At 61.0% G+C, this 23179-nt stretch carries 25 protein-coding genes and 1 pseudogene; 17 read left to right on the plus strand and 9 right to left on the minus strand.

The features are described 5' to 3' along the window. Positions 1 to 194: 194 nt before the first annotated feature. The 6 genes from BKK79_RS37410 to BKK79_RS37425 all read left to right on the plus strand — a co-directional run bounded on the left by BKK79_RS37410 (position 195) and on the right by BKK79_RS37425 (position 5392). Positions 195 to 1381 (plus strand): IS3-like element ISRme13 family transposase gene (locus tag BKK79_RS37410; protein WP_085960481.1). Its coding sequence is split into 2 segments (ribosomal slippage): positions 195 to 450 and positions 450 to 1381, totalling 1188 coding nucleotides; the frame shifts between segments, so codons are not numbered across the junction. A 425-nt stretch (positions 1382 to 1806) separates the two neighbouring features. Next, positions 1807 to 1944, plus strand: coding sequence for a DUF2933 domain-containing protein (locus BKK79_RS42460; RefSeq protein WP_232346525.1), 138 nt, complete (start codon positions 1807 to 1809; stop codon positions 1942 to 1944). Further along, complete coding sequence (locus BKK79_RS41845) at positions 1941 to 2081, plus strand: hypothetical protein (protein ID WP_227874096.1); 141 nt, start codon at positions 1941 to 1943, stop codon at positions 2079 to 2081. The genes BKK79_RS42460 and BKK79_RS41845 overlap by 4 nt, the downstream gene beginning before the upstream one ends. Positions 2082 to 2098: 17 nt before the next feature. After that, entirely contained in the window at positions 2099 to 4363 is a 2265-nt protein-coding gene (locus BKK79_RS37415; protein WP_232346526.1) for a heavy metal translocating P-type ATPase, read from the plus strand. 47 nt (positions 4364 to 4410) lie between these two features. After that, positions 4411 to 4824, plus strand: coding sequence for a DUF411 domain-containing protein (locus BKK79_RS37420; RefSeq protein WP_008652087.1), 414 nt, complete (start codon positions 4411 to 4413; stop codon positions 4822 to 4824). A 43-nt stretch (positions 4825 to 4867) separates the two neighbouring features. Next, positions 4868 to 5392 carry a c-type cytochrome gene (locus tag BKK79_RS37425; protein WP_008652088.1) on the plus strand — a complete coding sequence of 175 codons (525 nt, stop codon included), beginning with the start codon at positions 4868 to 4870 and terminating at the stop codon, positions 5390 to 5392. A 95-nt stretch (positions 5393 to 5487) separates the two neighbouring features. Here the strand turns inward: BKK79_RS37425 and BKK79_RS37430 are convergent, their stop codons facing one another. From BKK79_RS37430 to BKK79_RS37450, 5 genes are all read right to left on the minus strand, one after another. Continuing rightward, positions 5488 to 5964: a cupredoxin domain-containing protein gene (locus BKK79_RS37430; protein ID WP_029306637.1), complete on the minus strand. Its 477-nt coding sequence runs from the start codon at positions 5962 to 5964 to the stop codon at positions 5488 to 5490. Positions 5965 to 6035: 71 nt separating this feature from the next. Then, positions 6036 to 6953 carry a copper homeostasis membrane protein CopD gene (gene copD, locus BKK79_RS37435; RefSeq protein ID WP_029309276.1) on the minus strand — a complete coding sequence of 306 codons (918 nt, stop codon included), beginning with the start codon at positions 6951 to 6953 and terminating at the stop codon, positions 6036 to 6038. A gap of 6 nt (positions 6954 to 6959) precedes the next feature. Then, entirely contained in the window at positions 6960 to 7346 is a 387-nt protein-coding gene (gene copC, locus BKK79_RS37440) for a copper homeostasis periplasmic binding protein CopC (RefSeq protein WP_029309277.1), read from the minus strand. 43 nt (positions 7347 to 7389) lie between these two features. Next, positions 7390 to 8709 carry a copper resistance protein B gene (locus tag BKK79_RS37445; RefSeq protein ID WP_084085807.1) on the minus strand — a complete coding sequence of 440 codons (1320 nt, stop codon included), beginning with the start codon at positions 8707 to 8709 and terminating at the stop codon, positions 7390 to 7392. A gap of 31 nt (positions 8710 to 8740) precedes the next feature. Continuing rightward, complete coding sequence (locus tag BKK79_RS37450; RefSeq protein ID WP_071040748.1) at positions 8741 to 10525, minus strand: copper resistance system multicopper oxidase; 1785 nt, start codon at positions 10523 to 10525, stop codon at positions 8741 to 8743. Positions 10526 to 10728: 203 nt separating this feature from the next. Here BKK79_RS37450 and BKK79_RS37455 point away from each other — a divergent pair, with 203 nt between their 5' ends. From BKK79_RS37455 to BKK79_RS37465, 3 genes are all read left to right on the plus strand, one after another. After that, positions 10729 to 11415, plus strand: coding sequence for a heavy metal response regulator transcription factor (locus BKK79_RS37455; protein WP_008652575.1), 687 nt, complete (start codon positions 10729 to 10731; stop codon positions 11413 to 11415). Then, on the plus strand, positions 11412 to 12803 hold the full coding sequence (locus BKK79_RS37460) for a heavy metal sensor histidine kinase (RefSeq protein ID WP_071040749.1): 1392 nt from the start codon (positions 11412 to 11414) through the stop codon (positions 12801 to 12803). The genes BKK79_RS37455 and BKK79_RS37460 overlap by 4 nt, the downstream gene beginning before the upstream one ends. Before the next feature lie 130 nt (positions 12804 to 12933). After that, positions 12934 to 13350, plus strand: a complete 417-nt coding sequence (locus BKK79_RS37465; protein WP_227874028.1) for a copper resistance protein CopN — start codon at positions 12934 to 12936, stop codon at positions 13348 to 13350. A 24-nt stretch (positions 13351 to 13374) separates the two neighbouring features. Here the strand turns inward: BKK79_RS37465 and copK are convergent, their stop codons facing one another. Next, positions 13375 to 13659 (minus strand): periplasmic Cu(I)/Cu(II)-binding protein CopK, encoded by a 285-nt coding sequence (copK, locus tag BKK79_RS37470; protein ID WP_029307141.1) that lies wholly within the window; start codon positions 13657 to 13659, stop codon positions 13375 to 13377. Positions 13660 to 14475: 816 nt separating this feature from the next. Next, entirely contained in the window at positions 14476 to 14700 is a 225-nt protein-coding gene (locus BKK79_RS37475; RefSeq protein WP_029307142.1) for a hypothetical protein, read from the minus strand. Between the two features lie 351 nt (positions 14701 to 15051). Here BKK79_RS37475 and BKK79_RS37480 point away from each other — a divergent pair, with 351 nt between their 5' ends. The 6 genes from BKK79_RS37480 (at position 15052) to BKK79_RS37505 (ending at position 20810) form a co-directional block, all read left to right on the plus strand. After that, entirely contained in the window at positions 15052 to 17511 is a 2460-nt protein-coding gene (locus BKK79_RS37480; RefSeq protein WP_029307144.1) for a heavy metal translocating P-type ATPase, read from the plus strand. A 22-nt stretch (positions 17512 to 17533) separates the two neighbouring features. Further along, entirely contained in the window at positions 17534 to 17761 is a 228-nt protein-coding gene (locus tag BKK79_RS37485; RefSeq protein ID WP_029307145.1) for a heavy-metal-associated domain-containing protein, read from the plus strand. Positions 17762 to 17832: 71 nt separating this feature from the next. Then, on the plus strand, positions 17833 to 18408 hold the full coding sequence (locus BKK79_RS37490) for a heavy metal-responsive transcriptional regulator (protein ID WP_227874029.1): 576 nt from the start codon (positions 17833 to 17835) through the stop codon (positions 18406 to 18408). Next, a complete protein-coding gene (locus tag BKK79_RS37495) occupies positions 18405 to 18677 on the plus strand; it encodes a thioredoxin family protein (protein WP_029307147.1) in 273 nt (90 codons plus the stop codon). The genes BKK79_RS37490 and BKK79_RS37495 overlap by 4 nt, the downstream gene beginning before the upstream one ends. Positions 18678 to 18738: 61 nt before the next feature. Next, positions 18739 to 19434, plus strand: coding sequence for a cytochrome c biogenesis CcdA family protein (locus BKK79_RS37500; RefSeq protein WP_029307148.1), 696 nt, complete (start codon positions 18739 to 18741; stop codon positions 19432 to 19434). A 203-nt stretch (positions 19435 to 19637) separates the two neighbouring features. After that, positions 19638 to 20810 (plus strand): MFS transporter, encoded by a 1173-nt coding sequence (locus BKK79_RS37505; RefSeq protein WP_227874146.1) that lies wholly within the window; start codon positions 19638 to 19640, stop codon positions 20808 to 20810. Positions 20811 to 21236: 426 nt separating this feature from the next. On the opposite strand, the pseudogene BKK79_RS37510 reads toward BKK79_RS37505, so the two are convergent. Together BKK79_RS37510 and BKK79_RS37515 are read right to left on the minus strand one after the other, a co-directional pair. Next, positions 21237 to 21968: pseudogene (locus tag BKK79_RS37510) on the minus strand (tyrosine-type recombinase/integrase); the annotation flags it as partial. Positions 21969 to 22001: 33 nt separating this feature from the next. Next, the gene (locus BKK79_RS37515; RefSeq protein ID WP_003131969.1) at positions 22002 to 22436 is read right to left on the minus strand and encodes a mercury resistance transcriptional regulator MerR; all 435 of its coding nucleotides are present in this window, start codon (positions 22434 to 22436) and stop codon (positions 22002 to 22004) included. Positions 22437 to 22507: 71 nt separating this feature from the next. On the opposite strand from BKK79_RS37515, the gene merT reads away from it, so the two are divergent. Both merT and merP read left to right on the plus strand, forming a co-directional pair. Continuing rightward, positions 22508 to 22858, plus strand: a complete 351-nt coding sequence (gene merT, locus BKK79_RS37520; RefSeq protein ID WP_006224622.1) for a mercuric ion transporter MerT — start codon at positions 22508 to 22510, stop codon at positions 22856 to 22858. Between the two features lie 12 nt (positions 22859 to 22870). Beyond that, a complete protein-coding gene (merP, locus tag BKK79_RS37525; RefSeq protein WP_003131987.1) occupies positions 22871 to 23146 on the plus strand; it encodes a mercury resistance system periplasmic binding protein MerP in 276 nt (91 codons plus the stop codon). Positions 23147 to 23179 lie beyond the last annotated feature (33 nt).

The raw sequence follows: 23179 nt of genomic DNA on the forward strand, positions 1-23179 counted from the left end.
TTCGCTTTAATGATGTGACCAAGAGAAGCTAATGCTGTGTCTCGCAACTCGTCAAACGAGTACCTGGGCTTAATCTTTGAAGGGGAAACCCGACCCTCGTGCACATAGGTGGAGCGTATGTTATACATGGCTCTGAGCTTGCCCCCGCAAAACGAATCCCTTGCTGAGGTTAAACTGAAGCAAGGAGAGATGTGATGACAAGCAAGACAAAGCGGGCGCAGTACACGCTGGAATTCAAGCTGGAAGCGGTACGGCTGGTGAAGAGCGGGCAGAGCATGGCAGTGGTTAGCGCGACCCTGGGCATCAGAGCGCAGACGCTGCATAACTGGGTCAAGGCGGAGCGGGAAGGCAAGCTGACTGGTGCGGGTATGAAGCCGGTCAGCCCGGAGCAGATGGAGCTGGCCCGGCTTCGGGCGGAGGTGGCGCGCTTGAAGATGGAGCGCGATATTTTAAAAAAAGCCGCAGCATACTTTGCGAAGGAGTCGGTGTGAGGTATGCGTTCATCGAGCGAAACCGACGTTACTGGCCGGTCTCGGTCCTGTGTGAGCTGTTAGGGGTCAGCCCCAGCGGCTATCACCAGCGCAAGCAACGCACAGTAAGCACCGACAGGCCAGATAGAGGCCGACTCAGTGACGATGCCTTGTTGGCCCACATCAAGGCGATTCACGCCGGGGTCAAGGGGGAGTACGGCTGGCCGCGCATGTGGAAGGAACTGCTGGCGCGTGGGGTGCGGGTGGGCAAGGAGCGTGTTCGCAAGCTGATGGCGCTGCACGGCATCCGTGCCCGCCACAAGCGCAAGTACATCGCGACAACCAACTCGAACCACGATTTGCCGGTGGCCCCCAATCTGCTGCAACGCGACTTTAGCCCAGCAGCACCCAATCAAGTCTGGACGAGCGACATAACCTATGTGGCGACCGCCGAAGGCTGGCTCTACCTGGTGGTCATCATCGACCTGTTCAGCCGGCAGGTGGTTGGCTGGTCGATGCAACCACACATGAAGGCCGAATTGGTCACGGACGCGCTGCGCATGGCCTGGTTCCGGCGCCGCCCGGAAGCCGGTGTGATTGTGCACACCGACCGGGGAAGCCAGTATTGCAGCCATCTGTTTCAAGACGCCCTGAAGGCGTATGGCATGCGCTCGTCAATGAGCCGCAGGGGCGATTGCTGGGACAACGCGCCGACTGAGAGTCTGTGGGGGTCGTTGAAGGTCGCTCGCCTGCACGGTCGCCAGTTCGCTACCCGCCGCGCCGCAATGGACGAGGTAATTGACTGGCTTGGCTTTTATAATGCCAGCCGACTCCACTCGACGCTGGGCTACGTCAGCCCCATGACGTTCGAGAAAAACTGGTCCGCAGCTCAGCAACACCGGGCTGCCTAATTCCCTCGGTTATGGGATTCGTGGAACAGGGGCAAGGTCACTTGAGGCGTTCAGGCCATAGGAACCAAGTTTGATAGGTGCCGCTCGGATCGGATTTCCAGCGTTCGATGAGAGTTCGGATGGTGTCTGTCATGGCGTCATTTTTTTTGACAGGCAGTGTATCACCGCGGGTCCGGAAAAATGAATGCCACGCGTCAATTGCACTTGACCTTCCCACGGCGGGAAGGATTAAGGTATATCGGGCAGCGTTGTCTGGTTGTAGCTTGGCTAACTATCTGGAAGGGGACGTCATGGATTCCCACACAGGACAGGATGCTGGCTCGAACGTCGGGCTTAGCCGGCGCGTGGTTTGGTGGCTTGCGCTTGGGGCCGTATTGATCGTCGTACTCGCTTTCGCTTTCTCGGACTGGCAGCGGATTGCGTCGATGTTGCTTTTTGGGCTAGTGTTGCTGTGCCCGTTGATGCATCTCCATCATGCCGGGCGTCACAGGAATGCTTCCTCGGCGCGTGGTAACGCAACAAACGAACAGCGCGTCGGACAACAGGAGTCGCACAATGAATGAACGTAGTCCGCTCCAGTCACAAGATCACTCTGCGCACGGCGCAGCGTCGCCAGGCGATCATGACGCGCATCATGGACATTCGCATGCCGGGCCTGGCTCGCAATGCGATGGCAATCGTGCGCCCGAGACCGATTTGAAAGATCCGGTTTGCGGGATGTCCGTATCGACGGAATCCAAGTTCCGCGCCGAACATGATGGCAAGCAATATTACTTTTGCAGCAATTCCTGTCATCAGAAGTTTCTGGAGGAGCCGGCGAAGTATGTGGGGGTGCTAACCTCTGACGCCGCGGGACTACCACTACCCGTTGTCGAACCGGAAGGGACCATCTATACGTGCCCGATGCATCCGGAGATTCGTCGGGACCGTCCAGGTAACTGCCCGAAGTGCGGGATGGCCCTGGAGCCGCTACTGCCCGATATCGAAGACGGCGAAAGTCCGGAGCTGACGGATTTTCGACGCCGTTTCTGGTGGACGCTGCCGCTGACCGCAATCGTCTTTGTACTCGCGATGTTCGGCTCTCGGCTGGGCTTAATGTCTCCCGCCACTCAAAGCTGGGTGGAGTTCGTTCTAGCGACGCCGGTCGTGCTGTGGGCCGGTTGGCCATTCTTCGAACGCTGCTTGCAGTCGTTCGTCAATCGCAGTCCGAACATGTGGACACTGATTGGGCTGGGAACCGGTGCCGCCTACATCTATAGCGTCGTGGCGACGGTTGCGCCGGGCGTTTTCCCGCCCGCATTCGCCGCGCATGGGCGAATCGGCGTGTATTTTGAGGCCGCCGCAGTCATCATTTCGCTCACCCTGCTTGGGCAGCTTCTGGAGTTGAAGGCCCGCTCTCAGACCTCCGCCGCAATCAAATCGCTGCTCGGGCTCGCTCCGAAAACAGCCCGGCGCATTAGCCCCGACGGACAGGAGGAAGATGTGGCGCTGACCCACGTTCACGTGGGAGACCTATTGCGGGTCCGACCCGGCGAAAAAGTACCGGTGGACGGTGTCGTCACGGAGGGCCGCAGTTCGATTGACGAATCGATGATTACGGGCGAGCCCATGCCGGTTTCGAAACGCGCGGGTGACCACGTCATTGGGGCGACGATCAACACTTCGGGCAGCCTGATCATTCGGTCGGAGAGGGTTGGTGCGCAGACCATGTTGTCGCAGATCGTCCAGATGGTTGCCCAGGCGCAGCGCTCAAAGGCGCCGATGCAGCGCATGGCGGACCGGGTCGCCGGGGTATTCGTGCTCGCAGTCATCGGTGTGGCGGTGGCCACGTTTCTCGCATGGGGGCTCTTCGGTCCAGAACCGAGTTGGGTGTTTGGCCTGATCAACGCCGTTGCCGTGCTGATTATCGCTTGCCCGTGTGCTCTCGGATTGGCGACGCCAATGTCGATCATGGTCGCAAGCGGTAAGGGAGCTGCAAACGGCGTGCTGTTTCGCGACGCGGCGGCGATCGAGAACCTGCGCAAGGTTACCGCACTGATCGTCGACAAGACCGGTACATTGACCGAGGGCAGGCCCGCCTTTGCGCGATCTGTTGGCGTCAATGGCTATGCCGAGGAAGAGGTGCTGCGGCTTGCCGCAAGCCTTGACCAGGGGAGCGAGCATCCGCTGGCCGCTGCGCTGGTTACCGCCGCGCGGGATGCGGGACTGTCCCTGGAGAAGGCAGAGAATTTTGAATCGAGCACGGGGATTGGCGTTCGAGGCATCGTGGCCGGGAAAAGGCTCGCCATTGGCAACACGGCGCTCATGGAGGAGGAGCGTGTCCAGGTCGAGCCGCTGCGTGCGCAAGCCGACGACCTGCGCGCGCAAGGAGCCAGCGTCATGTATTTGTCCGTTGACGGCACGCTGGCTGGGCTACTTGCCGTATCGGACCCCATCAAGCACTCGACGCCGGAAGCGTTGCAGAGTCTGCGGGATGAGGGTATCCGCGTGATCATGGCCACCGGCGATGGCCTCGCCACAGCGAAGGCGGTGGCCACTAATCTGAACATCGACGAGTTCCGCGGGGAAGTGAAGCCCGCCGACAAGCTTGCGTTGGTGACGCAACTGCAGGACGCTGGCGACGTGGTAGCCATGGCGGGTGACGGGATCAACGACGCACCTGCACTGGCCAAGGCCGATGTGGGCATCGCCATGGGCACCGGGACCGATGTGGCAATGAACAGCGCCCAGGTTACCCTGGTGAAGGGCGATTTGCGCGGCATCGCCCGGGCCCGAAACCTCTCGGAAGCGACGATCCGCAACATGAAGCAAAACCTGGCATTTGCCTTTGTCTATAACGCGCTTGGCGTGCCCTTGGCCGCTGGCGTTCTGTACCCGCTTACTGGGTTGCTGCTGTCCCCCATGATTGCGGCGCTCGCGATGAGCCTGAGTTCCGCATCGGTGATTTCCAACGCGCTGAGGCTCAGGCGGACGAGTGTCTGACGCGAGCCGAGCGTTGTTTCAAGTAAGTCAGTACAAGGAAAATTCTAATGAAATACCTGTTTGCCGCTGCCATCCTGGCAGGAAGTACCGCGTCGTATGCCGCGGCGCCTGCCATGACGGTCTATAAGGATCCCAACTGCGGTTGTTGCGAAGAGTGGGTGAAGCACGTCAATCAAGCCGGCTTCCCCACCAAGGTGATCAACTCGACGGATGTGACCTCGGTAAAGACGCGACTTGGGGTGCCGGCCTCATTCAATTCCTGCCACACCGCCGTGCTGGAAACTAGCGGCCAGGTCATTGAGGGGCACGTGCCGGCCGCCGCTATCCAGAAACTGGTGGCCAATCGCGCAGTCAAGGGCGTCGCAGTGCCTGGCATGCCGACCAATGCACCGGGCATGGGCAAGCTGAACGGCGGCCTGGTCACGGTGGATTTCCAGGGCAAGCCCTTCTCCCAAGACTAACGGAATCAGAGCTGGCGGCACCCATGCCGCCAGACAATGCTGCATGGAAGAATCCAACAAGCCGCGCTGGAGGATCATCGGCCTCCTGGGGTTAGGTACCGTCGCCGCGACGGTCATCGCGCTGCAGGCCAAACGCTATCTGGAGACACCGCCAATCCCCGATCGGGCACGGAGTGGGCGCGAATTGCGCATTGACGCATCGGATTCACAGCGGGTGGAGCGAGGCAGGCAGCTATATGCGCAGGCGTGTGCCGCGTGCCACGGTGCCAAACTGGAAGGGCAGCCGAACTGGCGCGATCGGCTGCCAAGTGGGCGGCTGCCGGCCCCACCACACGACGCGTCAGGCCATACCTGGCACCATGCAGACGCGATACTATTCGCGCTCACGAAGAACGGATTGGTACCAGGCGTCTCTGCACCGAGCAATTATGTCAGCGACATGCCGGCCTTCAAGTCGTCGATGTCAGACGAGGACATCGTTGCAGTACTGGCCTACATCAAAAGCACCTGGCCAGAGAAGGTGCAGGCCGCCCAGCGCGAGGCGACCAACGAGTACATCGGTCGCTAGCCTGCCGAGCAACAAGAACGGGCCTCCATGCCTGTCGTCGTCACAGGTTGGAGGCCATCGGTCTGTTTGGCGGGAGTGGTTAGTCGCGCGTCGCGCTATTTTTTCACAACGACCTTGCCGACCATACCGGCTTCGAAGTGGCCGGGCACCAGACAGGCGAAATCGACGGTCCCAGCCTTGTCAAACCGCCAGACGAGAGTCCCCTGCGCGCCCGGTGCGAGCGTGAGCTTGTTGGGGGCAGCGTGCTTTTCGCCGGCCATCTCCCGCATCATTTTTGCATGCTCTTTCAGTTCGGCCGTCGTGCCGATCACCATTTCGTGCTCGACTTTCCCGGCATTGCGTACCTGGAACCGGATGGTTTCACCCGCTTTCACCGGAATCGCGTTGGGTGAGAATCGCATGGTGTCGTTCATCGTGACGTCCACCGTACGCGTGGCCTTGGCACTATCGCCAGGTTGTCCTGCGACCGATGCAGCCGGTTTGCGCGTGGCCGAGCTGTCATTGCTCGGGGCGGCTGTCGCCAGCAACGGAACAAAGGCCACGGCGATGAGGGAAAGCGCGAGTGTCTTCATGGCGAACCTCGGTGGTGGGATGTTAGGGCTAGGCTGAGTCGGATTGACTCAGCCTCTGGATTGGAGGGGTCTTACATTTGCATGGGGGAAAGTATGCCGAGCGACGCAACCAGAACCAGGATCAGCGTCGCGGCGCCGGTCTCGAGCGTCAAGCTGCGTTGCAGCGTGCGTACGGCGACCACGTGATCCCCGGTTCGAACCGCATGTTCAAGCTGCGGGCTGAGATGGAAACGGTTGGCCGCCGCAAGGAGCAGCATGACGCCGAAGAGTGCTAGCTTGAATAGCAGCAGGCCGCCGTACGACGCCAGGCTCAGTTCCGGCAGTTGCAACCCAAAAATCATCCAGTAGTTGACGACGCCGGTGACCACCAGGGTGGCAACCACCATCGTGCCGACCTGCGCGAATCCATTGGACGTCCGGCTCAGTAGCGCCACCTTGTTGGGCGTTGCGGCCGTGCGGGACAATAAAACGAAGGCGATCAGGGCACCGAACCATGCACCGGCTGCGATCAGGTGCGCGATGTCTGATGCAAGGTGGATATAGCCCTTCACGCCGTCGTCCATCGCGCCGTGTCCTCCCCACGCCAACGTTGCCAGCGCGAACGCGGCACCGCCTGTTATGGCGCTGAACTGGGACAGCGGCCGATTGCGCAGGAAGAGCGCGGCGAGCAGACACAGGAACAGGGCAACCAGACGAACAATCCAGGCCGTACCGAACGCGGTTCCGGTCACAATCATCTCGAAAACGTGGCCTTGAAGTTCAGTGTACGAAGCGGCGCCCGTCATGCCCTTCGCCATGACAGCGATGTTCACGAACGACAGGACGATACCGAGCGTTGCGGCCACCTTGCAAAGGGTTGCAAAGGAGGCGCCGATCGATGACCGCCGCTCCTCCTGGCGCAATGCATACAAGGCGAACAGCGGAAGGCCAAACAGCGCTGCAAGATCTAGATAGAGTGCTAAACGCACTGCGACAGTTGCCCAGTCCATTGCAGCTTACTTGACGGTGAAGGTGATATTGCCGTTGATCGGATGGGTGTCGGACGACACAGCGCGCCATTCCACACGATAGTTGCCGGGGCTAAGCGGCTGCGCAGGCGTGACTACCATGGTCTTGGGATCGTCGCCGCCGGCGACCTTTGCTGCGATCTTCATCGGCGAGTGGTCGGCCATGCCCGGCATGCCGGTCATCAGGAGATTTGCGCCGGAGAACTGCGTCGAAAGATTCTCCGAGAACTTCAGTTCGATCTTTTGGGGAGCGGCAACTTCCGCCTTGTCAGCGGGGGTCGATGTGAGCAGCTTCGGGTGCGCAAAGGCCACGGAACTGACGAGCAATGCGGCAGCCGCGAGGGTCGCACGAATAGTGAGGCGTGATGCTTGCATGAAAAACTCCAATTGCTGGTGGGGTGTGAAAAGAAAAAGACGATCAGAACCACATGCGAATACCCGCGACGAAGCGCGTCTCGCCGCTGCGGCCGCCGGAGGCTCGGACCATGTTTGCGGTATTGCCGAAGCTTTGCGAGCGTTCGATACCGATGTACGGCGCAAACTGCCGGCTAAATTCATAGCGCAATCGCACTCCGACAGCGCCGCTGGAAAGGCCACTGCCGATACCGATTTCGGGGTCGTTCTTGCCGTACAGGCTGGCTTCTAACCTAGGCTGCAAGATCAGCCGCTGGGTCAGCAGCAAATCATACTCACCGGAAAGGCGCAGCGCGGTTCGTCCCTCGGTGCCGACATAGCCGGTCGCCTCGACCTCGAACCAGTAAGGCGCCAACCCTTGCACACCGAACGCAAGCCAGTTGCGTGCAGGGCGCCCATAGCCGGCGTCGTTCCGGACACCCAGTTGGGTGTCCCAATACGTGGCAATGGCGTGTCCCCACAACAGTTCGGTGCGGGCTTCGGGAACCTTGCCCTTTTCCACCTCGCCTTCTGCCTTGATCACGAACTTGTTGAACGCATTCCCAATCCACGCCTGCGCTTCGTAGGATGCCGCATTGCTTTCGTTGCCTTTGGTCCATTCAAGGCGATCAACGAGAACGGACGCGAAGATATGTTCGTCCGCCATATGCAGCGACCGGCTGGGGCCAATCGCGTATTGGCCGACGCCGAGCTTTGCGCCGTCGGAATAAGCATCTGGATCTCTGGCGTCCGGCGGAGCGCTTCCACCCTGCATCTGCATGGCGCCATGATCCATGCCCTGCATTGAGCCCTGGTCCATGCCTTGCATTTTGCTGTGGTCCATGCCCTGCATTGAACCCTGGTCCATGCCTTGCATCTTGCTGTGGTCCATGCCCTGCATCGAGCCCTGGTCCATGCCTTGCATCTTGCTGTGGTCCATGCCCTGCATTGAACCCTGGTCCATGCCTTGCATCTTGCTGTGGTCCATGCCCTGCATCGAGCCCTGTTCCATGCCTTGCATCTTGCTGTGGTCCATGCCCTGCATTGAACCCTGGTCCATGCCTTGCATCTTGCTGTGGTCCATGCCCTGCATCGAGCCCTGGTCCATGCCCTGCATCTTGCTGTGGTCCATGCCCTGCATTGAGCCTTGTCCTGCGCTCGGCGTCGAGCCCTGCTTCTTCGCGGTTGGGGCTGCCGCCTTCTGGGGGCGTGAATCCGGCGTCGTTTCGTTTGCCGGCGCACCATCGTTGTTTGAACTGTTGGGCGAATGCGAGTGCTGTGCCCACGCGGCGCTCATTCCCGCAGCGAGCAGGGCGGCGACTGCAATTCGAGTGTACTTGTACATGGGATCTGGTAGTCGGTTGAAGAGAGTCGGATCAGGCCACAAGTACTTCGCGGAACATCCCGGCATCCATGTGCAACATAAGATGGCAGTGCCATGCCCAGCGGCCCAATGCGTCGGCGGTTACGAGGAAGCTGACCCGCTGCGCAGGTTGGACCGGGATGGTATGTCGCCGGGCCTGGAACGAACCGTCAGGCGACTCTAGCTCACTCCACATGCCGTGCAGGTGCATCGGGTGGGTCATCATCGTGTCATTGTGCAGAATCACACGCAGTCGTTCACCGTACTTGAAGCGGACCGGTGTGGATTTGCCGTACTCAACACCATCGATTGACCAGGAGTAGCGCTCCATGTTGCCGGTCAGGTGCAGTTCAACTTCCCTGGCGGGGCCACGCTTGTCGAGGGGGCCGCCAATAGTATGTTGATCGGCCAGGGTCAGAACTCGGCGCCCATTGTTGCGCAGGCCGATGCCGGGGTCGTCGAGATTGGTTCGGGCCATGTCCACGTGCATGTCCGTGGTGGCCCCATATTCGGTCTTGGCGTGCCGCGCCTTGGTGCTGGGGACCTTGAGCGAAGCGTCCATGGCGCCCATCGCGTGCTGGCTATGGTCCATGGTCATGGCCCCGTGGTTCATGCCACCCATGCCACCCATACTGCCCATCATGTCGGCCATGGTGAGCCACTCGGGCTTGTCGACTGCCGGCACCTGTGCGCTCAGTCCTGCTCGCACTGCGAGTGTGCCGCGGGCGTAGCCAGTGCGATCCATGGATTGGGAGAAGATCGTATAGGCGTCGTCTCGCGGCTCCACCAGCACGTCGTAGGTCTCGCCGGCACCAAAGCGGAACTCGTCAACGCTTACGGGCTCCAGATTTTGGCCGTCAACTTGGATAACTTTGAGCTTCAGGCCGGGAATACGGACGTCATAAAACGTATTTCCGGACCCGTTGATGAATCGTAGGCGCACTTTCTCACCGGGCTTGAACAGGCCTGTCCAATTGCCAGCGGGGGTGACGCCATTGGTCAGATAGGTCAGCGTGGCACCGGAAAGGTCCGCGAGGTCGGTCGGATTCATCCGCATCTCGTTCCACATCTTGCGCTTTTCGAAAGCGCTCTTCACACCGTCGTTTGAAACGTCGCGGAAGAAATCGAAGACGGTCGGCTTGTTGTAGTTGTAGTAGTCGCCTTGAACCTTCAGTTTTGACAGGACCCGCATGGGATCCTCGTCGGTCCAGTCCGAGAGCAGAATCGTGTAGTCCCGGTCGGCTCGGACACCGTCCACGCCGGCGGCCGGATCAATCACGATGCCGCCATACACGCCGGTCATTTCCTGGAAGCCGGAATGCGAGTGATACCAGTAGCTTCCGGTCTGTTCGACCTTGAACTGGTAGGTAAATGTCTCGCCAGGGGCGATACCGGCGAAGCTGATCCCCGGTACGCCGTCCATCTGGAACGGCAGGATGATGCCGTGCCAGTGGATCGACGTGTGCTCGCGCAATTGGTTCGTTACGCGGATCGTCACCGTGTCACCTTGCCGCCAGCGCAACGTCGGACCGGGAAGCATCCCATTGATAGTTGTCGCCACCCGCGGCGTACCGGTAAAGTTGACAACCGATTCGGCGATGACAAGGTCAAACTCCGTCCCCGTCAATACCGGGGCGGTGCCGGATGAAGCGCTTTCGGGGAGTCCCGATGATTGTGCCCACGCAGTTCCGCCCAAAGCACTCAGCCCCGCCATTACCCCGCCGGCGGCCAAACCTTGTACGAAACGGCGGCGTGGCAGGTTGGGCAGCAAGATGCCAGACAGTCGATCACGTCGCATGAAAATAGTCCTTTTCGCTTGAATGGCCGCTTCGGTTTTTGCGGCAGGTCAAAGAGTAGCGAGATGCTGGCTACCGACGACTTACCTGAACATTACATTCCGGACAGGTTGGGGTCACCTCGGTGCGTACTGGGTAGACTACGCCGAAGATAAAAATTTGTATTAACAAAACCCGGCCGATCGCGTTGGGAGGAGGTTGGGTAATGAAACTGCTGGTAGTGGAAGATGAAGTCAAGACGGGGGAGTATCTCCGGCAGGGCCTGACCGAGGCGGGGTTCGTGGTCGACCTGGTCGCCAATGGACTCGATGGTCAACACTTTGCGGTCAATGAAACCTACGATCTCATCATCCTCGATGTCATGCTGCCCGACGTCGACGGATGGCATATTCTGCATGCCATCCGCGCGTCAGGGAACGCGGTCCCGGTCTTGTTTCTGACGGCGCGAGACAGTGTTGCCGATCGCGTGCGAGGCCTCGAGCTCGGCGCGGATGACTATCTGGTCAAGCCATTTGCCTTTTCGGAGCTGCTTGCCAGGGTCAGGACGCTGCTGCGTCGAGGCGCGGTGCAACTAGCGATGGACCGGATTCAAGTGGCCGATCTGATTCTGGATCTGAGCCGGCGGCGAGCGTCTCGCGGTGGGCGACGCATCACGCTGACCAGTAAGGAATTCGCCTTGCTCGAGTTGTTTGCGCGTCGAAGGGGGGAGGTGCTTCCCCGATCCCTCATTGCCTCCCAGGTGTGGGACATGAACTTCGATAGCGATAGTAACGTGATCGACGTGGCGATCCGGCGCCTGCGGGCAAAAATCGATGACGGCTTTGAAGTAAAGCTGATCCAGACTGTGCGCGGCATGGGATACGTCCTCGAGGCACCTGAGGATCCTCTATGAGGCACCGTCTGTCCCTGACTGTTCGGCTGACCATCCTGTTCTCGCTTTCCTCCGCAGTGGTCCTGCTCGGACTTGGCGTGCTTATCTGGCTGGCGATGGACCGGCACTTCGCCAACGAAGATTTTGTGGTGCTGGGGGACAACATCCGTCTGATTGAACGCGTCGCGGATGAAACTCCTGTGGAACGTCTGCCTGCGCGCCTGCAGGAGTTGGTGGAGCACCATCCCGGCTTTGTCGCACGGGTGCAGACCGCGCAAGGCAAGACGATTTTTGCCACGCGGGATTTCGATTTCAGGCCGGCGGAGAGCGCTACGAACGAGGGGCCGAACTCCGAAGGCACCTTCGTGTGGCAGCAGGAAACCAAGCACTACCGCGGCATGCGAGCGGAGGTGCCCGTTTTAGGCTCGGATGTGGGCGCCTTGAAAGTGGTCGTCGGAATGGACACGGAGATTCATGCACACTTTATGCATGCCTTCCGCCGGTCCTTGGCTTTCTATACAACGCTCGCTGCTTTCGCTAGCGGCTTGCTGGGCTGGTGGGCTGCGCGCCGCGGTCTGGCGCCACTGCGCATGATGGCATCGCGCGCTAAAGATGTGACGGCGAACCGATTGGATGCGCGCATGCCGGTGGCCGCGGTGCCAGTCGAGATGGCGGATCTCGCGGCGACATTGAACGCGATGCTCGAGCGTCTGCAGAACGATTTTCAACGGTTGTCGGAATTTTCGTCAGATCTGGCGCACGAGTTGCGCACCCCGATTACCAACCTCATGACGCAGACCCATGTCGTTCTGGCCCAGCCGCGTGACGCTGCAAAGTATCGTGACGTGCTCACCTCAAACGCCGAGGAGTTCCAGCGTCTTGGACGGATGGTCTCGGATATGCTGTACCTGGCAAAAATGGAGCACGGCATTACGCTGCCCAACGAGGAATCGATCGACATTGCCGACGAGGTCCAGGCACTCTTCGACTTCTACGACGCGCTGGCCGAGGACAAGGGCGTCAACCTGCAACTTCACGGCAATGCCCGAATCACGGGCGATCGCCTGATGGTGCGTCGGGCGCTCAGCAACCTCTTGTCTAATGCGCTGCGTTACACCGCGGAGGGCCGTCAGATCATGGTTTCTGTGCGGGAGCAGGGTACAACTGCCATGATTGTGGTAGAGAATGAAGGCGAGGAGATCCGGCCGGATCTGCTTCCTTATATCTTTGATCGGTTTTATCGGGCCGACAAGTCAAGGGCGCGACTGGATTCAGACAGTGTCGGGCTGGGACTGTCGATCACGAAGGCGATCGTTGTTGCGCATGGCGGAAATATTGCCGCGTCGTCTTCCGACGGAAGAACCCGTTTCACCATGACTTTCCCGCATGGTCGCATCGGACTGACCTGATCCCACACGAGCGCGCGCGGTCAAAGGGGCCCCACTGGGGCGCGTTACCGTACCGGGCCGCTATCGCCGGGATACAGATGCACGTGACCGCAGTTTGTGTTTCAACTTTTCTACTGAGAAGGAGATAACGTTGCGTCGAATCAAGTTTGGAATTTTTGGGCTGGCGGGGTTGTCCGGGCTTGTCGCTCACGCACACATCATTCCCGTGCCGGACGTGCATCCTGCGGCGGCCGCATATCTGGCGCCCGGCGCGGCAGGGAAGACATTGCCGGTGACGGAGTGGGTGGTGGAAGTGGACCATCTCGACGGCCAGCCTGCGAGCCGTGCCGTCCGGACCGGTGAGACGGTTTCGCTCAGCTTGCGAAACCTGGGTGACAAAAGCATCGACATCGCTGTCGTGCTATCCCAGAGTGAAGCCATGACGCCGATGGCGAATAGTCAGCCCGTGACGATTCATTTGCTTGGGGGGGAACGGCAGGAATGGAGAATACAGGCAACGAAACCGTTGCGGATCTTTGTTTCTGCGCTCCCTGAGTGGGCGAAGTAGGGCGCTTAAAGCGCCCTTGTCAGATTAGCCCCCTTCGCTGTGGCCCTTCTTGAGGGCTTCGTCAAGCCTGAAAATCTCATTGCCCTTCATGATGATTTTCGTGCCGTCCTTGGTCTCCATGACCTTTCCTTCGGGCATGCTCATGGACTTGCCAAACTTGTTCTCCATGCCCATCTTGCCGTCCTTAAAGACGTGCACTTTCGAACCATCCTGCAATTCGTAGGTTTTTACGACATTGCTCATATCGACCGCGGCCGCAGTCAGCGATACGGCAGCAATGAAGGCTCCGACCATCAGCTTTTGTTTCATCGTTTAGATCTCCAGGTTATGGTCCTGCACTAGGGCGCATTGGGTCCACTATTTTTGGGAACAACGGGTTCAATGGACCTTGTCTTCTTGTCATCTTCGCAACCCGCCTGTTGACTGTCCGGCGCAGATGCCGGCTCCGACCGGTCCGTCGGGAGATTCGTCGCCTTCGGCGGCGTAACGTGCTTCATCAAGTGATGCCGGGGATTGGCCGCCAACGCCAATAGTTGGACCTCATCCCCTCCGTCGAGACGTTCTGCCTTGATTCCTTCAATGCCGAGTCCAGCAGGAGTCTCGGCAACCCATGCCAGTTGTATCGCCCACATCTGTCCAGGCGCAAGGCAGAGGGCCACGCCAACGGATATGGATAGCGGCATGCCTGAGTTCATTCCCGTCCTTACATCACAAGTAGCGGTTCGAATCTTCTATCCAAAGCCTTTTTCGATTGCATTTTATTCCCCGACGTAGGTCGCAGGCCGAATGGGAGCATAAATGTAATGATCCCGAAAGATTTAGGTTAACTTGGGGCGGCTTCAGAATTCGGAAAATATTGGCCGTTAAGACTCTTGTCCTATCGCCGACGTTGGCTCGCAGCCAGCAAGAAGCTCTGGGTATCCGTATTTCGTGGTTGACTTCGTCCTGTGCGGTGCGACGTATCGTGTGACGTGGGCGGTTGAAGGGCGCCGAACGGGCCATTTGCTGCTATCCGTCTAAGCAAGCGCAGATGGCCGCTTCGGGCAGACAAGCGACTGTCAATCGGTTGATCAATCGAATCGATATCGAGCGGGCGATCGGCGCCCATCCCCTCGCTCCCCCGCGCTAATGTGCGGAACGCTCGTTTGGTCGCAGGTGGTGCGTCGCCGATATCGATCGCTCAATCAAGGCGTAGGCGGCATCCAGGTGCGTGCTATCACCGGACTGGGCGGCCAGCAATTCGAGCGCGCGCAGCAGTTGATCGGCGGCGCTTACATTCTCGTGCCTCAACGCCAGGGCGTACGCGGCGTAGATGGCCTCCGCCAATGGACGGGCAGATAACTCGGTCATGGCGCATTCCCATGCGATGGTTTATCGGCATCCAATCAGGACGACCCTGCATTGACTATCGACCTTGCCACAGGGGGAAGGTCAAGCGCCTGATGGGCCATGCCGAGCGAGCAACCGGATTGCCGCGCGTGGAGCGGGGCCGCCTCGATCGAATCCATGGGAGCCTCTTTCTGCACACCGAGCACCATCGGCGCCACCCACGCTCCCGCGTTTGCACGTTTGGCTTGACCTTGGAGTAAGGTCCAAGGTCTAGGATTGAGTTGTCCAACGGAGAACCCGCACTGGTGCGCCGCCGTGTGCAGCGGCCCTGCGGGCCTTTGGGTGCCGATCAATCTGGTGAGGAACATTGTGATGACCGTCGCAATATCGGCCAGTTCCGCTCCACACGTCTGGAGCGAGGAACCGGCCAGTGTACCGGGCTGCCGGCGCATTCGCGCCCGGATCGGCGGGCTGCACTGCTCGTTGTGCACCGGGACCATCGAGAAGGCACTGGGCAAGCGGCCTGGCGTCACCAAGGTCGCCGTCAGCCTGACACATGAACAGGCACTGATCGAGTATGACCCCAACGTTGCGCGCGCCCAGGACCTACTGCAAACGTTGAGGGACATCGGTTACACGATATCGGACCCGCGCAAGCTGCGCCCCTTCGATGAGGAAGAACGGGCGCTAACGCGCGAGCGTGGCCGATTTCTCGCCGCGCTAGCAATGAGCATCGCCGCAATGGGCCTGGTCGGCTACCCGGTCGATAGCGCCTGGTTTCCGCTTTGCGTCTTTTCGCTCGTGAGCCTGGTTGCGTTTGCATTCGTCGTCTTGCGTGGCTACGGGGTGAGACAAGCACTGACAGGTACGGTAGGGCTCGGCGCCTTCGGCACCGCGATCTACGCGTTCAAGTTGCAGGGCCTGCTGGGCCCGAGCGTCCCGTGGTTGGCGGGCGCGCTCGCACTGGCTCTCATTTTCGGCATCGGCCGCCATATCGTCTACATGGCGGCGATGGCCTTGCGGCGCGGAATTCTCAACCAGCATGTGCTGGTCGAGTTCGGTGCCTTTGCCGGGCTCGCGGGCGGCCTCATCGGTCTCACCCTGCGCCCCGCTGGCTACCCGACCGAGGCATTCTTCGCCGTCGCGGTGATGGTGCTCAGCTACCACATCTTTTCCGAGTGGCTCTCGCTGATCGTCAAGACGCGCAGTTCGCAGGCTGTGAAGAAGCTGCTCGATCTCGAACCAGACATGGCGCTGGTCGTGCGGGATGGCTCCGAACAGTCGGTTCCGCTCGACGCCGTGCGGGTTGGGGACCGCGTGCGCATTCGTCCCGGGGCGCGCGTGCCGGTCGACGGCGAGGTTGAATCGGGACACTCCGAGGTGGACGAGTCGTTGGTCACGGGGGAGCCGATTCCCGTCGAGAAGCATGTCGGCGACCGCGTCCTGAGCGGCGCCTTGAACGGGCATGGCACGCTGCTCGTGTGCGCAACTGCCGTGGGCGAGGAGAGCTTTCTCCGACAGGTTATCCGTAGCGTGGAGGAAGCCCGCGCCCTCAAGCCCGGCGTGCTCCATCTCGTGGACCGTATCCTGCGGGTCTATACGCCACTGGTGCTGTCGACGGCCCTTGCCGCTGCCGCCCTATGGCTCGTCGGACCGTTGCTCGTAGGCGCTGCACCCGACCTGCAGCGCGCCATCTTTGCCGGGCTGAGCGTGCTCGTGATGGGCTATCCGTGCGCCGTGGGGATCTCGGCGCCGCTCTCGATCGTGCGCGGCGCCGGCGAAGCCGCCGAGCGCGGCGTGCTCATGCGCACAGGTGAGGCATTTCAGGTGCTCCGCCGCGTTGACCACGTGGTGTTCGACAAGACCGGCACGCTCACAGAAGGCCGGCCTGGCCTGCGAGAAGTCATCGCGCTCGCATGCAACGAAGAGGAGCTACTTGCCGTGGCGGCAGGTGCCGAAGCGTTTTCGGAACATCCGCTCGCGCGGGCCGTCGTCGAAGCGGCCTTTCACCGTGGCATCACGCTGTCGAACGTCGAGGACTTCGAGGCGGTCGCGGGTCAAGGTGTGCTGGCACGCATGGGCCAGTCGAGGCTGGTGGTCGGCAATGCGCGGTTCCTCTCGACCGAAGGCGTGGCATTGCCTGGGGGCGGACTCGACGCGCGCCTGGCGGAACTGGAAGCGAGCGGATCCACCGTCATTGGCGTAGCGCGCGACGGCGCGCTGCTTGGGTGGCTGGCGCTCGGCGATGCGTTGCGGGCTGACGCCGTCGAGACGGTCGAGCGCCTGCACGCGCTCGGGATCCGCACCACGCTCCTGACCGGCGACAACGCTCGTGCGGCACGGCATTTTGCGGCGGCCGCCAGCATCGACGAAGTCCATGCGCAGGTGCTGCCCGCCGAGAAGGCGGCCCTGGTCCGGCAACTGCAGACGAGCAGTCGCGTGGCAATGGTCGGCGATGGCATCAATGATGCGCCGGCGCTGATGCAGGCCGATGTCGGCATCGCCTTCGGGCACGGCGCCGATATCGCGATCGAGTCGGCGGATGTGATCATCCTGAACGCCCGGCTGGCCGCTGTGCTCGACGCATACATGATCAGCCGCCACAGCTATCAGAAGATCGTGCAGAACGTGCTACTCGCCTTCCTATTCAACGGCATCGGCATTCCGGCGGCAGCGACGGGCCTGGTCTACCCCGTGTGGGGCATGGTCGCCATGGCGGCCAGCGTGACGACGATTTTCGTCAATTCGCTATGGGGCCACGGCGGCTATTTTTTTGAGGCAATCCGGACGGTTGGACCGTTGTCCTCGCCGCCCGCAAAAACGAACGCGTAACGGTTTCAAAGGAGTCTTCACCATGTTCAAGTCCGTCAGATTTGCCGTCACGGGCGAACAGCGCCTGAACTGCGAGAAGTGCGAGCAGCGTGTCACGCGCCTGCTAAGCAGCCTGCCGGGTGCGAAGCAAGTGCGCGCGCAGGCCGCTCATCAGCAGATCGACGTGTTGTTTGATGGCGCGCTACTGGACGAAACGGCGATTGCCGCGCGGTTGCAGGAGGATGGATATGAGACGCAGGTTATCGGCTAGTCCCTGGCCGACGATCGGTCATCCGCGTGGCGCGATTTCAGCGCGCCACCACATCGAATGCAGGTTGGATCATGGCAGAAGTCACACCAGTCAGGTCAGATAAGGCAAGCCGCCGCGCCTCCGCGACGGCTCAACCGGGCACCGGTGCACGACAACGGCAGCCCGAAGCCTTGTCGAAGGAGGACGCCCAGCCAGGGACCACGTTGACCGTCGGCAAGCTCGCGCGGCTCGCCGAGGTTAGTGCCGACACGATTCGCTTCTATGAGGACGAGCGCCTCCTGATGCCGGACAGCAAGTCGGATGCCGGTTACCGGCTCTATGGTCCCGATGCACTGCGGCGACTCGACTTCATCAAGCACGCGCAGCAATGCGGCATGACGCTGGCGGAGATCCGCCAATTGCTCGACCTGCGCGCCGATGACGGTTCTTGCTGCGGCGACATCCGCAGTCTGGCGATTCGCAAGAAGCTGGAGCTCGAACAGAAGATCAAAGCGATGCAAGCCATGTCGCGGGCACTGAGCAAGCTGATCGATGTCTGTACGGCGGACGACCAGCCCGTGGATGTGTGCCCGATCTTGGCAGCACTCGAATCCAGTACGGCGAATCGGAATGCCCGTCTCACCCCCCAAGCGTCGGACCCGTTATGAGCATCAAGGTAGATATCTTCTTCACGCCCGGTTGCAGCCAGTGTGAGCGCACGCACGAGAACCTACGGGAAATCGCCCGCGCGTTTGGCGGCCAGAACGTGGTTTGGCGTGACATCAACCTCCTGGACGAAGTGGACTACGCGGTGGAGCTTGGCGTGCTGACACCGCCTGCCATCGCCATCGATGGGGAGTTGATCTTTGCGAGGCTGCCCAGCGCCGCACAGCTTCGGCAGGAACTGGAGCGACGGCTGGAACAGAAACAAGTTTGAATGGTCGCTCGTAGATACGAGCATCGCGTCAACTCATCAACTCGGGCCCAGGAAACGTCCCATGGATATCGAAGCGCTGCGCATGACACTGCAACAACCAAGCCTCGCGTCGCTAGGCGTCGGCTTTCTTTTGGGCTTCGTCTTCACGTTCAACCCCGTCGCGCTGGCCTCCATCCCGGTGTCGCTCGCCTACGTCACGAAGGCGCGTGAGCCGCGCACCGCCACGCTCTACGGTGCCATGTTCATCCTTGGCATGGTGGTCGTGCAGACACTGCTGGGGATCGCTGCGGCGTTTGGCGGGCAATGGGCAGCGCAGTTGCTCGGGCGGCAATGGGGCCTGGTGCTCGGCCCGTTGCTGATCTTGCTCGGCCTGGCCTGGCCGGGCTGGATCCGGCTGCCCTTACCCGCGATTCCCATCCGGGCCAAACGCGTCGGTAGCAGTTGGGGCGCCATCCTCCTCGGCATGGCGTTCGCGATCGCCGTTTGCCCGTTCTGCACGCCCGCGCTGGTGGTGCTGCTGGGCATAGCCGCGGCGGTCGGATCGCCGCTGTTCGGTGGCACGCTGCTGCTGGCCTTTGCGCTGGGGCGCGCCGTGCCCGTGATCCTCGGCGCCGTGGCGATGGGCTGGCTCAAGGGCCTTTCCGCCCTGCAGCGATATCAGAAGGCATTCGAGATGGCCGGCGCGGTGGTGCTGGTGCTGTCCGGTCTGTACATGCTCAACGCCTACTTCTTCGTGATCCCCGCCCTGGCGGACTGATGTCGTGCTCCGGTCTTTCCACGACGGTCTGTCTCAACGCTTGACCTTCCCATTGGGGAAAGGTCCATGCTGAATCGCAATCAACTGCTCCCAGAACCGTCTGGATTGACGGGCGCGTAGCCCCCCCACCTCAACGGAGAACCAAAGTGGTGCCTGATGTAGCCTTCCCTGTGTCTGCTGACGAGCGCGAGCGTCTGCTTCGCATGCTTGCCGGCACCACGTTCATCATCTTCTTCCAGGCTTACATGGTGGCGCCGATCATCCCGGCGCTGGCGCGTATCTTCGGAGTGGCAGAACAGACCGTGGGCCTGATCGTGCCGGCCTATTTGATTCCATATGGCATCGCGACGCTGGTCTACGGGCTGCTCGCCGATCGGCTCGGCATTCGTCGGGTCATGTTCGTGTCGCTGGCCGCGTTTGCCGTGCTGACCGCGCTGACGGCGAGTGCGACGTCCATCGAGCAAATCGCATTGTGGCGGATCGCGACGGGGATTGGCGCCAGCGGCGTCGTTCCGCTTGGCTTGGCGCTGGTCGGTCGCCTGTTTCCCTACGAACAACGTGGACGTCCGCTTGGCTGGCTCTTTGGCGCAATGGCCGGCGGCATGGCGTTCGGCTCGCCATTAGGCGCGCTTCTGGTTCCGATGATTGGCTGGCGAGGATTGTTCCTGGTCGTCGGGGCGGCTGGCGCCGCCATCTTGCTACTTCTGCTGTCCTATCGCCGCGTGATCGCGGCGGCGACCCAGCCGGTGACCGGGACGCTGCGTGATTTGTTTCGCGGCTACAAGACTCTGCTCGGTACGCCGCGCGGGCAGCGGACCTTTGGCTACGTTCTGGTCAATTCGATGTTCCACTCGGGCGTCTTCACCTGGCTAGGGGTGTATTTCGAGCGTCGCTATGGCATGGGCGCCGCAGGGGTTGGCTTGGCCTTGCTCGGCTATGGGGTGCCCGGTTTTCTGTTGGGACCGTTCATCGGTCGTCTGGCAGATCGATGGGGCCGTGCGAGAATGCTTCCGATCGGGCTCGCTGTCAGTGCCGCGGCAGGCGCGGTCCTGCTCACCGGATTCCCGGTGAAGTTCGCACCTGTTGTTGCGATGATGTTGTCCCTGGGCTACGACATGACCCAGCCGCTATTTGGTGGCATCGTCACATCGCTTGGCGGGAAGCGGCCGGGGCAAGCGATGGGGCTGAACGTATTCACGCTGTTCGTCGGCTTTGGGCTGGGAAGTCTGCTTTTCGGGGCGGTGCTTCGCTACGGATTCGGGCCTGCCTTGGGCTTGTTTGCATTGGTTGAGTTGGTGGCTGCCGTATGCGCCCTGCGATTGTTTCGCGCTGAAACGCCTGCCGCGTCGGCGGGCCTGTCGTCTGGGAACCGGTAGCGCAGCCACTACCTGATGAACCGGTACAGCGAGCGCAAGGAAGCCGCCGAGGCGAGCTCCACCGCACTTGCTGAGGCGGCCGTGTGTAACGAACGCGGGACTCCCAAGTCGGCGACAACGACAGTGCTGAAGTTGAATAACAAACAACGAAATGGCCATGGGACCAAGCGGTGGTGTGATTGCCAGGCTGGGAATTGCCCAGGCACTGGACCAGACTCGATCGCTCCACGAGCGGCCAGCCAGTGACCGAAGTTTCCCGACTTCGGTCGTCTTTGAAAGCGCGCGCCGATGGCAGTGATGGGTCGAACTGGAACAGCCGATCCGCCTGCGAAATCGTGTTTCGGATTTGTTGGCCCCTTGCATTGCAGCATTCAATGAGGGCATCAACCAGCAACGGATACCCGAAAACCGCTCAGCTACGAGCGCCTATCTGCGAGCGCCGAATGCCAGCCGCATCTGCCTAGCACGCTCAAGTTCATCGCCGTGCAGGTACATGGACGTGGTGGCGATCGACGCGTGGCGCAGGTTGTCGCGCACGGCGGTGAGCTCAGCCCCGCGGGCCAGTGCGTGGCTGGCGTGACTGTGCCGCATCCAGTGGGGCGTTGCACGGCGCAGCTTCTCCGCCGCCACTGGGTGATCGGCTTCGATGGCGTCAGCGGCCTGCACAAAGAACCGCCGCAGCAAGCGCCAAAGATGAGCACCGGAAATGCCGACGGTGCCATCCTCGCCCAAACTCCCCACTAGGGGTGTTTTCGGATTCCATCTCTCCCGGCTGATCGGCAACTGCCGCTGTGCCAGGTATTGGTCTAGCGCCGTATATGCGAGTGGCGGCAAGGCTACCTTTCCGGGCTTGCCGCCTTTTCCGATCAGATGTAGCCAGTGGTCGCCGTGCCCGTCGAGGCGGACGTTGCCTAGTGCGGCGCCTACCAGTTCGCTGGCGCGCAGACCCGTCGCGTACCCAAAGTCGAGCAGAAAACGTAGGCGCTGCGCCGCCGGCTCGGACCAGCCATAGGACCACTCCAGACCGTCGGCGATGGCCCGCAGCAGCAGCCATTCCCCTTCGGTAAAGCCTCGTGCCGTATCCAGGGCAGGTCGCGAGGCATGGCCGCGAACCTTGATGCCGGCAAACGGGTTGGCCAGCACGTAGCGCTGCTCGATGGGGTCGTCTCAGAAAACGGAAAATAAAGCACGCTAAGGCATAGCCGAACCTGCCAAGCTTGCTCCACCCTGTAGTGACGCGATCAGCGGGCAGGAAACGTTCCCCCTTCGCGCATGGCAGGCGCACACCAACTCAGACAGCACGGCCTCCATGCGCGCCAGGTCAGCCATTTTCTCGCGCACGTCCTTGAGCTTGTGCTCGGCCAGACTGCTGGCTTCCTCGCAATGGGTGCCATCCTCCAGCCGCAGCAGCTCGGCGATCTCATCCAGGCTGAAGCCCAGCCGCTGGGCTGATTTCACGAAGCGCACCCGCGTTACATCCGCCTCGCCATAGCGGCGGATGCTGCCATAGGGCTTGTCAGGCTCCAGCAACAAGCCCTTGCGCTGATAGAAACGGATGGTCTCCACATTGACCCCGGCCGCCTTGGCGAAAACGCCAATGGTCAGGTTCTCCAAATTGTTTTCCATATCGCTTGACTCCGTACATGAGTACGGAAGTAAGGTTACGCTATCCAATTTCAATTCGAAAGGACAAGCGCATGTCTGAACCAAAAACCGGGCGCGGCGCGCTCTTCACTGGAGGGCTTGCCGCCATCCTCGCCTCGGCTTGCTGCCTCGGGCCGTTGGTTCTGATCGCCTTGGGGTTCAGCGGCGCTTGGATCGGCAACTTGGCGGTGTTGGATCCCTATCGCCCCATCTTTATCGGCGTGGCGCTGGTGGCGTTGTTCTTCGCCTGGCGGCGCATCTACCGGCAGGCAGCGGCCTGCAAACCGGGTGAGGTCTGCGCGATTCCCCAAGTGCGAGCTACTTACAAGCTCATTTTCTGGATCGTGGCCGCGCTGGTTCTGGTCGCGCTCGGATTTCCCTACGTCATGCCATTTTTCTACTGATCGGAGTTCACCATGAAGAAACTGTTTGCCTCCCTCGCCCTCGCCGCCGTTGTTGCCCCCGTCTGGGCCGCCACCCAGACCGTCACGCTGTCCGTACCGGGCATGACCTGCTCCGCCTGCCCGATCACTGTCAAGAAGGCGATTTCCAAGGTCGAAGGCGTCAGCAAAGTTGACGTGACTTTCGAGACACGCCAAGCGGTCGTCACCTTCGACGATGCCAAGACCAGCGTGCAGAAGCTGACCAAGGCAACCGCAGACGCGGGCTATCCGTCCAGCGTCAAGCAGTGAGTCACTGAAAACGGCACCGCAGCACAACGGACG

Source organism: Cupriavidus sp. USMAA2-4, from assembly GCF_001854305.1.
In the GTDB taxonomy this organism is placed as follows: Bacteria; Pseudomonadota; Gammaproteobacteria; order Burkholderiales; family Burkholderiaceae; genus Cupriavidus; species Cupriavidus malaysiensis.

Bases quoted from the DNA above. Each gene is read 5' to 3' on its own strand.
- copD (WP_029309276.1), bottom strand. From the start codon at position 6,953: ATGGACTGGGCAACTGTCGCAGTGCGTTTAGCACTCTATCTAGATCTT.
- BKK79_RS37415 (WP_232346526.1), top strand. From the start codon at position 2,099: ATGTCCGTATCGACGGAATCCAAGTTCCGCGCCGAACATGATGGCAAG.
- BKK79_RS37500 (WP_029307148.1), top strand. From the start codon at position 18,739: ATGGATATCGAAGCGCTGCGCATGACACTGCAACAACCAAGCCTCGCG.
- BKK79_RS37515 (WP_003131969.1), bottom strand. From the start codon at position 22,436: ATGGAAAACAATTTGGAGAACCTGACCATTGGCGTTTTCGCCAAGGCG.
- BKK79_RS37485 (WP_029307145.1), top strand. From the start codon at position 17,534: ATGTTCAAGTCCGTCAGATTTGCCGTCACGGGCGAACAGCGCCTGAAC.
- copK (WP_029307141.1), bottom strand. From the start codon at position 13,659: ATGAAACAAAAGCTGATGGTCGGAGCCTTCATTGCTGCCGTATCGCTG.
- BKK79_RS41845 (WP_227874096.1), top strand. From the start codon at position 1,941: ATGAACGTAGTCCGCTCCAGTCACAAGATCACTCTGCGCACGGCGCAG.
- BKK79_RS37420 (WP_008652087.1), top strand. From the start codon at position 4,411: ATGAAATACCTGTTTGCCGCTGCCATCCTGGCAGGAAGTACCGCGTCG.
- BKK79_RS37495 (WP_029307147.1), top strand. From the start codon at position 18,405: ATGAGCATCAAGGTAGATATCTTCTTCACGCCCGGTTGCAGCCAGTGT.
- BKK79_RS37505 (WP_227874146.1), top strand. From the start codon at position 19,638: ATGCTTGCCGGCACCACGTTCATCATCTTCTTCCAGGCTTACATGGTG.
- merP (WP_003131987.1), top strand. From the start codon at position 22,871: ATGAAGAAACTGTTTGCCTCCCTCGCCCTCGCCGCCGTTGTTGCCCCC.
- BKK79_RS37490 (WP_227874029.1), top strand. From the start codon at position 17,833: ATGGCAGAAGTCACACCAGTCAGGTCAGATAAGGCAAGCCGCCGCGCC.
- BKK79_RS37460 (WP_071040749.1), top strand. From the start codon at position 11,412: ATGAGGCACCGTCTGTCCCTGACTGTTCGGCTGACCATCCTGTTCTCG.
- BKK79_RS37430 (WP_029306637.1), bottom strand. From the start codon at position 5,964: ATGAAGACACTCGCGCTTTCCCTCATCGCCGTGGCCTTTGTTCCGTTG.
- BKK79_RS37475 (WP_029307142.1), bottom strand. From the start codon at position 14,700: ATGACCGAGTTATCTGCCCGTCCATTGGCGGAGGCCATCTACGCCGCG.
- BKK79_RS37445 (WP_084085807.1), bottom strand. From the start codon at position 8,709: ATGTACAAGTACACTCGAATTGCAGTCGCCGCCCTGCTCGCTGCGGGA.
- BKK79_RS37425 (WP_008652088.1), top strand. From the start codon at position 4,868: ATGGAAGAATCCAACAAGCCGCGCTGGAGGATCATCGGCCTCCTGGGG.
- copC (WP_029309277.1), bottom strand. From the start codon at position 7,346: ATGCAAGCATCACGCCTCACTATTCGTGCGACCCTCGCGGCTGCCGCA.
- BKK79_RS37455 (WP_008652575.1), top strand. From the start codon at position 10,729: ATGAAACTGCTGGTAGTGGAAGATGAAGTCAAGACGGGGGAGTATCTC.
- BKK79_RS42460 (WP_232346525.1), top strand. From the start codon at position 1,807: ATGTTGCTTTTTGGGCTAGTGTTGCTGTGCCCGTTGATGCATCTCCAT.
- merT (WP_006224622.1), top strand. From the start codon at position 22,508: ATGTCTGAACCAAAAACCGGGCGCGGCGCGCTCTTCACTGGAGGGCTT.
- BKK79_RS37450 (WP_071040748.1), bottom strand. From the start codon at position 10,525: ATGCGACGTGATCGACTGTCTGGCATCTTGCTGCCCAACCTGCCACGC.
- BKK79_RS37480 (WP_029307144.1), top strand. From the start codon at position 15,052: ATGACCGTCGCAATATCGGCCAGTTCCGCTCCACACGTCTGGAGCGAG.